Origin of the sequence: Lachnoclostridium sp., assembly GCF_031997925.1 — a bacterium.
In the GTDB taxonomy this organism is placed as follows: Bacteria; Bacillota; Clostridia; order Lachnospirales; family Lachnospiraceae; genus Lachnoclostridium.
Genome location: NZ_DAMADT010000054.1, coordinates 3245 through 12488, shown reverse-complemented (window position 1 = coordinate 12488; position 9244 = coordinate 3245). Strand labels below are relative to the sequence as shown.

The following is a 9244-nucleotide window of genomic DNA, read 5'->3' as shown; positions in this document are numbered from 1 at the left end:
CGTTGCCATTGCTTCCGTTACCATTGTTTCCATTGCCATTGTTTCCATTACCGTTTCCGTTTCCATTGTTACCCTTCATAGCAGCAAAGGCCACATTATCAGAGCTTAATAGATAGGAATCAACAGCTGTTATTAATTCTGCATCATCTTGAATATTCATTAGTGAAACTAAACTGTTATCATCAGATTCAATCTCATCAATCTCACTAGCGCTTTCTAATTCAATATCGCTTTTAATACTCTTATCCTCGATATCAGTTGTATCTACTTCTGTATTATCCTTATTATTTTCTGGAAATGATGGTGGATTAGTTACTCGGTCACCTTCACTCACTGGTGATTTTACTACTGGATGCTGACTGTATGTTCTCCATAGTCTGTTTCCTTCTCCATCGTAGCCATAAGTAAATACTTTACCATTATGAATTACAATTTCAACGAGTCTGTCTTCATAATCGTAATAATAGTAGTCCGCATTTTCTTTACTATTTTTAGACGTATCCACTTCTGAGCTTGAAACATTGCCTTTTCCATTCAATATTCTGGCGATACGATTACCATTCGCATCATAACGAAATGCCCTTGTATCTCCGCCACCTTCTGATAAGGAAAGCATACGGTTAGCACTATCGTATGTATAGCGAGTTACCTTTGTAGTTTCCTTGCCGTCTTCTATTTTTGTTACATGTTTTTCGGAGATATTTCCTGCTGCGTCGTATACATAAGAGTAAGTTACATTATTATCACCGGTTTCTGACATGCTCTTTACGGTGTTATTCTTATAGTAGGTATATTCCCTTCTGTAATGTTTCTTTTCCTGCCAGATTTCTTCTAAGGTTCGGTTTCCTGCTCCATCGTATTCGTATGCAAATTTTAATACTACGGAGCCGTTTTTCTTCACACTGGTGATTCCAACGATCCTATTTCCTTTATCGTATTCATAAGTTGTCGTAATACCATTCGGTAATGAGGTTGTTTTCTTTCTTCCAACTTCGTCGTAAGTATAACGAGTGATTCTGCCTTCTCGATCATTTACTTCTATAATGCGGTCATAATCATCGTATTTGTATTCTACACATTTTCCATCTGGATAGATTACGGTTGTTTCTCTTCCTTTGCTATCATATTCGTAGCTTACTTCTTCACTGTTTGAATCAGATACCCAAGTAAGTCTACTCATATTATCATAATCATACTCAGTAAGACCATTGACATCTTCCATTGCTATCTTACGATTTAGGTCGTCGTAAGTATAATCTACAGATGTCTGATCTGGATATAGAATACTTTCTAAACGGTTGTACTTGTCATAGATATAATCTATGGTGTTACCGTCGGCCTTAATTTCTTCATCAAGCTGGCCTAGCAAGTTATAGTTATACTGTATTACTTCTCCCTTAGGATTGGTGAATGTAGACATTTTGCCACCTGCATCATAGGTGTAGGAGCTGGTGTTACCTCTTCCGTCAGTCATGGTCTGAAGATTTCCATCTTTGTAATAAGTATAACGGGTTGTGTTTCCTTCTGCATCTTCTACAGATTCTAGTAAGTTTAAGTTATTGTACTGGTATTTGGTGATGTTTCCGTTACCATCGGTAAATCTGGTTATATTGCCGGATGCATCATATTCGTTCTGACTTCCTGATCCAACTAAGTCGCTGATCGTCTTTAGGCGATTTAGGGCATCGTATTGGTAAGAGAATAAGTTACCAGAAGGATCTAACATTGTTGCAATGTTATTATTCGCATTATAAGTATAAATCGTTTCTTGACCAAGTGGATCTAGAATTTTCTCTAGATTGTTTGCTCTATCATAGGTATAGTCATACTTTAAGTTTGTAGGTTTGATCATATAATCAAGGTTACCTACTGGGTCATATGCTAACTTTGTTAGATTATTTTCCGGGTCAATAATACTTGTTATTCGATCAAGTTCATCATAGGTATAACTTGTTGTATTACCATCTGGTGTTGTCTTAGAAACTATTTAAATGTAATCTGGCTTAGAAAAAATTATGGACAGATTCAACCAGATTATTTTCAAAGTGTTTTCAAAGTTCCCTTTTACATAGTTACCGTCATCATACCGTCTGGATAGCCCCCTTAATATCTAAAGTTCGGGCAGGTTCACGTACTAAGCTATACCTGACTCCCAACACTTCAGATAATTCTCTCTTAGCACGCAGTTTATCATAGAACCTAAAAGAAAATGGGATGGCTTAAAGGTAATCTCCAAACGCTAATACGCATTCTTCGAACTACCTTACTGCCACCCCTTTCATAGTGATTAGCTAAATAAATAAATTTACATTAGATTCTTCTGCATCTCCAAGGTAAGTTGCAACTCCCGCAAGCTCTACCCCATCCAGTAACTCTTCTTTTGTAATTCCCATGACATCCATTGACATCGTACAAGCAACTAACTTAATACCGCTCTTCATTGCTTGCATCATCAATTCTTCCACAGAATTCACATTCTTATCTTTCATTACTTTTTGCATCATCTTCGTTCCCATTCCGCCCATATTAAGCTTGGAAAGTTTTAATTTCTTGCTGCCTCTAGGCATCATAGCTCCGAACATTCTATCCATAAATGGTTTCTTGACTTTCACTTTTTCTGGCTTTCTTAATGCATTTAATCCCCAGAAGGTAAAGAACATCGTGACTGGTCTTCCAAGCGCTCTTGCACCATTTGCAATAATAAAGGAAGCTAATACTTTATCTAGGTCTCCACTAAATACAATTATCGTCTTACCTTGTGGAAGCGTAGTTGGTATAACACTATTTAAAATGGGACATGAATCATTTCCCTTTTTAATATATACCGTATTTTCTTTTTTACCAGGTTCTGCTTTAACTAAGGTATTTCCAGTGCGTTTACACCAAGCTTCGACGTCCCTAGCAAATCCCATGTCGGTCGCAGTTACCTTTATCACATCTCCATCCTCACATTTGGAAAGTGTTTCATTTACCTTTAAAATTGGTCCTGGACACTGCATACCACAGCAATCTAAGATAGCAATCTCTTTTACTGGTAACTCTGTCGCGGATTCTTTCATTGATTCTTCTACTGGTGACTCTATCACGGTTTCTTTAACTTGCATCTTTGCCACGGGTGTCTCTGCTGCCATTACTTTTTCATCACCTTTCAATAATCTATCCTCTGATTTCATATCTTCCCCCATCATTTCATAACCTTTTAAATATTCTTCATGGTGCACAGACTTATAAAATGAGGTTCCACCTGATAACACTCTCACTTTATCAAATCCATGTTGTTTTAAAATTCGGGCTGCATTATAAGAACGAACTCCGATGGAACAGTATGGCACAATGATTTTACTTTTATCTAATTCATTTAATCTTTGGCGTAGCTTACCAAGAGGAATGTGATAGGAATTTGGTAACTGATATACCATTCGCTCTACTTCCTCTGTTACATCAAGAACAATATAGTCCTTAGACTGTGTTTCATCTGCTAGAATCTCATCAAGTTCCTTAGGTTCAATAAAACTTACGAGACCATTTAAGATATTCTCAGCGGTAAATCCCAACATATTAACAGGATCTTTTGCTGAAGAAAATGGTGGTGCATAAGCAAGTTCAAGCTCCGTTAAATCATGTACTTTACCACCTAGCTTCATCACAGTTGCTAATGTATCGATTCTCTTATCGGCACCTTCCACACCAACGATTTGACCACCATAGATTTGTCCCATCGTATCAAATATAAGCTTTAATGCCAAAGTAGTAGCCCCTGGATAATATCCTGCATGCGATTTCTGATTAATGAGTGCGGTGTGATAATCGATATCTTTCTTCTTACCAAGCTGTGTTAACATTCTCTCATTTACCCCAACACTAGCGCTCGTTAGGTCAAATACTTTTGCAACCGAAGTCCCCATCGTTCCTTGATACTTTAAGTTATCTCCGGCTATATTATCCGCTGCTATTCTTGCCTGCTTATTTGCTGGTCCTGCTAAAGGAATCATTGTTTTATTTGATAGAATTGGATTCTCTACTTCAATTACATCACCAACCGCATAGATGGAAGGGTCTGATGTCTGTAGATACTCATTGACAATAATACCACCACGCTCGTTAAGTACAAGATTAGCTTCCTTTGCAAGCTTACTATTTGGCCTTATTCCGATTGACAAGATAACCATATCTACAGTGCAAGATTTTCCACTGTTAAGTAATATCTTAGTTTCCTCACCATGTTCCAAAGCTTTCACACCATCGGATAAGATTAACTCCACTCCTTGGTTTCGTATCTGTTCATGAAGAAGCTGAGCCATCTCGTAATCTAGTGTTGGCATTACTTGATTTTGCATCTCTATCATCGTAACCAGAAGACCTGCTGCATGAAGATTCTCTGCCATCTCAATCCCGATAAAGCCACCACCGATTACTGCAACGCTCTTTGGCTTTTCTTTGTTTAAGTAATCCTTAATCGCGTCCGTATCAGGTACATTCCATAATGTGAAAACATTCGGTGAATCTATTCCTGTTATGGATGGGCGGATTGGAGTAGAACCTGTGGCAATGATTAATGTGTCATAGCTCTCTTCGTAAGTATCTACCTCCCCTGCTTTCTTTACAGTTACTTTTTTCTCTATAGGATCTATTTTTACTACTTCACTCTGAACTCTAACATCGATATTAAATTTAGCTTTCATACCAGCAGGTGTCTGTAGTAATAATGCATCTCTGCTTTTTATAACATCTCCAATATAATAAGGAAGACCGCAATTAGCGTAGGAGATTTCTCCTCCTTTTTCAAAAACTACGATTTCCATCTCCTCATCACGTCTACGAAGGCGTGCTGCTGCGGTTGCTCCACCTGCAACTCCACCAATAATCACTGTCTTTTTACTCATCATTATCCCTCCAACTAAGATTTATTGAATAATACTACTTCTAGTTGTCATTTGTATTTCTAAAGCCTATTCTTATCTTTTCTAATTGATACCACCACATATGAATATTATCCCAGAATATGTTTGCTTATTTTTTAACAAAGTAAAAGGTAAGGTATCCTGAACTCTTAATTCAGGTATCCTAAATTTTAAATTCTTTAGACACAGTATATTCCTGTAAAAAATCTAAGTCAGTGATTAAATCACATAGTGCATATATAACTCATAAAACCAGTCATTATCTCAATATTACATAAGTCAAGCGGATATTCGCAATCCGCTTACGCTACTTGCTCATAACCTCATTGCCGCTACGTGGTATTTCAAGCAAATCCTTACCCCCGCTTAAAGAAGCGGAGGACTTAACTAATGAGGTTAAATCGGTTGGTCAAAGTTGGTTCAGCCTCACTCGACTCACAGACATAAAAAAGGAACTATTACAAAATAGGCGTGAACCTATGATTGTAATAGCTCCTTTGTTTTCTTTAGGATGATTTATTGTTTCGTTCTAATGTTTAGTAAAGCATTATTCATGGGGATTATTTCATATATTCTCTGTAACCAACTTTTTCAAGTTTCTCTTTTTTTGCTACAACAGAATCCTTTAACTCTTCTTTATAAGCTTTTAGCTTCTCGAGAATTTCTGAATCAGAAGTTGCTAGTATCTTTGCTGCTAAAATACCTGCATTTGCTGCTCCGTCAATTGCTACGGTTGCTACTGGAATACCTGCTGGCATCTGAACGATGGAGTATAGGGAATCTACACCGCTTAATGCTTTTGAATGAATTGGTACACCGATTACTGGCATAGTAAAAATAGCTGCTGCCATTCCAGGGAGATGTGCTGCACCACCCGCACCTGCTATAATTACTTTAAATCCTTTTTCTTCTGCCTTTGTAGCATAATCGAAGAAAATGTCAGGCATTCTGTGCGCACTGATTACAGTTATTTCGTAATCAATACCAAACTTCTCTAGCATCTCTGCTGCCTTACTCATTACAGGAAGATCTGAATCACTTCCCATTACAATTCCTACTTTCGCCATGTTAAATACATCCTTTCCTTTTACTTTCTATCTTTAGGAAACTCCCCATTTGATGGAGAAGTAACTTTAAAAGGGTGGGCACTTCTCTAATTTATTCAAGCTCTTTTAATGCATCATTTAAACGCTCCGTTCCAGGTAGAACAAAACATCCATCTTCTATAATCATGATCTTTTGATTGTCCTTGGTATGAACTGAGATTTCTTTGATTTCGTCATAAGGAATCGTAATGTCTGTGTGGCAATTCACATAAGCTTTTGCCATGTCGGTATGACGAAGTGCGGATACTTCATTTTCTCTAGCAACAATCTCTTTTCCATCCGGATTATATACCTTATGGTCCTCGCTTCTACTATAGCAGGTATCACCTACAGCAAAATGTGGACCTGTTTTCTCAGCAATTAGAATTGGTAACTTACGTTGGATATCAAACTTACGTCCCATGACATAAGCAGTAGTATTGGTTCCTATTGCAAATTCTCCAAGAGGAAGAGTATCTCTATTCATCAAAATATTTTCTTTTACATAGTTTGCATTTTGTTCACTATCAGTAAAATTAGAACAGCCATAGTCGGTTATCATGCCATCTTCAAAACTGATCTTTAGGTCCTTGTATTCCAAGCCATTTAAGAAAACTTTGCTTACATTTAGCACGCCAGTTGTTCCTGTCAGCTTTGGTGAGGTAAATACTTCACCTACCGGAATATTGACATCTGCTGTACAGTTTTCAAAAATCGTTTCTTTCTCTGGGTTCTTTAACTCATACAGCATAACCTTTAAATCTGTCGTATTTCCATTCGATCCTAAGATATGGCAGTAAACACCTTGGTCAAGTGCATCAATAATGTGCTGCTGAATCGCTTTATATTCTTCATTATCAAGATTATTAACTTTTACCGTCTCAGCAAATATATCATGGAACTTCGCTCCAATAGATGGCAATGGATAAGCAATGATGGTAAAAGAGATTTCCTCTGATTTGATAAACTCTTGCATCATCTGACTTATCTGTCCCTGAGACTGAGTATTTAATTCCTGTTGCTTATTATCTAAATGTATTGCTTCTGGTTTATTGATTGGTTCAAAATCAGGTTCACCAAAGGTTTCTAACACAGCTGGACCCGCGTAGGAAGCACACTCTACACGGTATTTTTCCATTGCTGCTTTGGTAGCAACCAAATGACGTTCTGCATAGTTCTTATCAAAGAACAATCCCTTATCAAATCGATGGTCATATTCATACTGAGGATTAGGACTCGTTGCATAGTATCCAACTTTTCTACCACCCTTACGATTAATTACATCATTTGCTACGCGATATACCGTTACCTTCTTTCCAAGGTTCTCAAAGTATTGGAATGCATATCGCATCATACGTTCAAAACCGATGCAGGTACGAATTCCAACAATGCTCTTCTTAGATAAGTCCGCTCCCATCATAACAAAGCCACGGACATAACCTTCTGTATAAGTATTCGCCATCGCTTTTACTTCCTCTTCCGAAAGTTCATTTAAAAACCCGGCGATTTTTAATTCATTTTCTGTAATGTATTCTCCGTACTGATAAAGATATCGAAGGTCTGATAAATCAGAATCCATGATGATATCGTAAGCAAATGTATAGGTCGGATCATACATTTCACGTACACGCATGTCCATAAAATCTTCTGCATAATCACTTGCAAAGTAATAAATAGCACGTTTTACATCCTTGTAAGTATATTCACCCTCTTCTTCAAAGTAGTTATATACTTCAATAAAAAGCTCTACAGACATAGTAAATGGTAATAATTTATACTCAAAAGCACATGGAATTAAAGAACGAACTTCTGTCGCCAAAAAGGTCATGATCTTCCCATATTCCTCACCAAATACAGAGACTGCGTAAGCAGGATTTGCATAACTTTTGTTATAATTATCGTTACGTATATCTTTATAGAGCTCTTCGTTTTGTTGTTTTAACTGTTCCAGCGTTAAGTTTGCTTGTTCTCCACTTTTTACTGCTAATGCAATTTCATATAACTTTAGTAAGAAGACAGCATTTTTCTTAAAAAAATCACGATACTTCTCACTCACAGTATCCTCGGTTAACATTACTTGCAGACGTTCGATTGATAATGACAACCTCTCAAACACTTCTTCATTTTCTTCCTGTAAACGTTGAATCGTTCTCATATTTCACCATTCCTTCTTTCTATGCTTTTTTCTTTGCTTTTTTCTATGCTTTTTTCTTTGCTTTTTCTTTGCTTTTTTACTTTGCTTTTGTATCCTAATAAATAGTTTTATAATTTATAACACAATTCCCAAAATATATAAACAGAATAAGCTAATTAACATAATACCATTGATACCAATCCCTAGAATAGGTGCTACCAAATAAATATCTTTCTCCTGAAAACTTTTATACCCTGCTAAAAACCCATATACCGATACGAGAAAGGTTGTAAGACCGATTGCACCAAGAACGATATCGCCTTGTCCTTTATTCAAACCAGAGATAATTGAAATGGTAAAGAAGGATATGATTGCAGCAATTCCGAGTAAAAATGATACGATACCATTCTTTGAATGCACTCTTCCTTTAAATTTATACTTTGCTTTTTTTAGTATCATAATTAGCCTCCATGCTGCGACTATCTTTTTGGAGCAGCTAATGACTCAAGCTTGGCACAGCACAAACTTGGTGAGTGAAAGATTAAAAATCTTTCACTCTTCCTCCTGTTATATCAATACAATTATTCCGTGCGATACTAACGGTGACTACGTAATCTTTTCCTATATACCATATATATCGAAAGCATAATCCTGTAGCCTATATATCCAAGCACTCCTCCGATGGTATTTAGTAATATATCATCAACATCAAAAGATCCTATCTGATAGAGAAGTTGTATTGTCTCTATCGTTAAGGAAAGCGAAAAACTCCAAAAAAGTACAGAGAAAAAACCTCTCCGTTTTAAACTAATCATCGGTAAGCAGAAACCAAATGGCATAAATGCGGCCACATTCCCTACCATATTTACTAGAAACCCTTCCAGTCCGACTTCCTTTCGGTAGATGAAAAAACGCTTTATTTCACGAAATAATACTAAGTTGTATCGGTATCCGTTACTTGAATCTGTTCTTCCATATCGTTCGCTAAAAAAAAGAAAGTATGACAAACAAGCCAAATATCCAAGAAAAAGTATCCATACCATTACTCGTTTTCCTGCGGTCAAATTATAATCCAAAACACATACTCCTATCTTGTCATACTAGAATCTCTCTCATTATACACT

At 36.7% G+C, this 9244-nt stretch carries 5 protein-coding genes and 1 pseudogene; all 6 read right to left on the bottom strand.

Annotated elements, in window-relative coordinates; genetic code table 11:
* Positions 1–1852, bottom strand: a pseudogene (locus RTP52_RS19875) (hypothetical protein); the annotation flags it as partial.
* A gap of 439 nt (positions 1853–2291) precedes the next feature.
* Entirely contained in the window at positions 2292–4883 is a 2592-nt protein-coding gene (locus RTP52_RS19870; RefSeq protein ID WP_312105182.1) for a CoA-disulfide reductase, read from the bottom strand.
* Between the two features lie 578 nt (positions 4884–5461).
* Positions 5462–5968: a 5-(carboxyamino)imidazole ribonucleotide mutase gene (gene purE / locus RTP52_RS19865; RefSeq protein WP_312105184.1), complete on the bottom strand. Its 507-nt coding sequence runs from the start codon at positions 5966–5968 to the stop codon at positions 5462–5464.
* A 91-nt stretch (positions 5969–6059) separates the two neighbouring features.
* Complete coding sequence (locus tag RTP52_RS19860; protein WP_312105186.1) at positions 6060–8141, bottom strand: aminopeptidase; 2082 nt, start codon at positions 8139–8141, stop codon at positions 6060–6062.
* A 114-nt stretch (positions 8142–8255) separates the two neighbouring features.
* Positions 8256–8579: a DUF6142 family protein gene (locus RTP52_RS19855; RefSeq protein WP_312105189.1), complete on the bottom strand. Its 324-nt coding sequence runs from the start codon at positions 8577–8579 to the stop codon at positions 8256–8258.
* A 137-nt stretch (positions 8580–8716) separates the two neighbouring features.
* Positions 8717–9196: a VanZ family protein gene (locus tag RTP52_RS19850; RefSeq protein ID WP_330694316.1), complete on the bottom strand. Its 480-nt coding sequence runs from the start codon at positions 9194–9196 to the stop codon at positions 8717–8719.
* Positions 9197–9244: the final 48 nt, after the last annotated feature.

Excerpts from the sequence above, each read along its gene's own strand:
- RTP52_RS19855 (WP_312105189.1), bottom strand. The coding sequence starts at position 8,579 with ATGATACTAAAAAAAGCAAAGTATAAATTTAAAGGAAGAGTGCATTCA.
- RTP52_RS19860 (WP_312105186.1), bottom strand. The coding sequence starts at position 8,141 with ATGAGAACGATTCAACGTTTACAGGAAGAAAATGAAGAAGTGTTTGAG.
- purE (WP_312105184.1), bottom strand. The coding sequence starts at position 5,968 with ATGGCGAAAGTAGGAATTGTAATGGGAAGTGATTCAGATCTTCCTGTA.
- RTP52_RS19870 (WP_312105182.1), bottom strand. The coding sequence starts at position 4,883 with ATGAGTAAAAAGACAGTGATTATTGGTGGAGTTGCAGGTGGAGCAACC.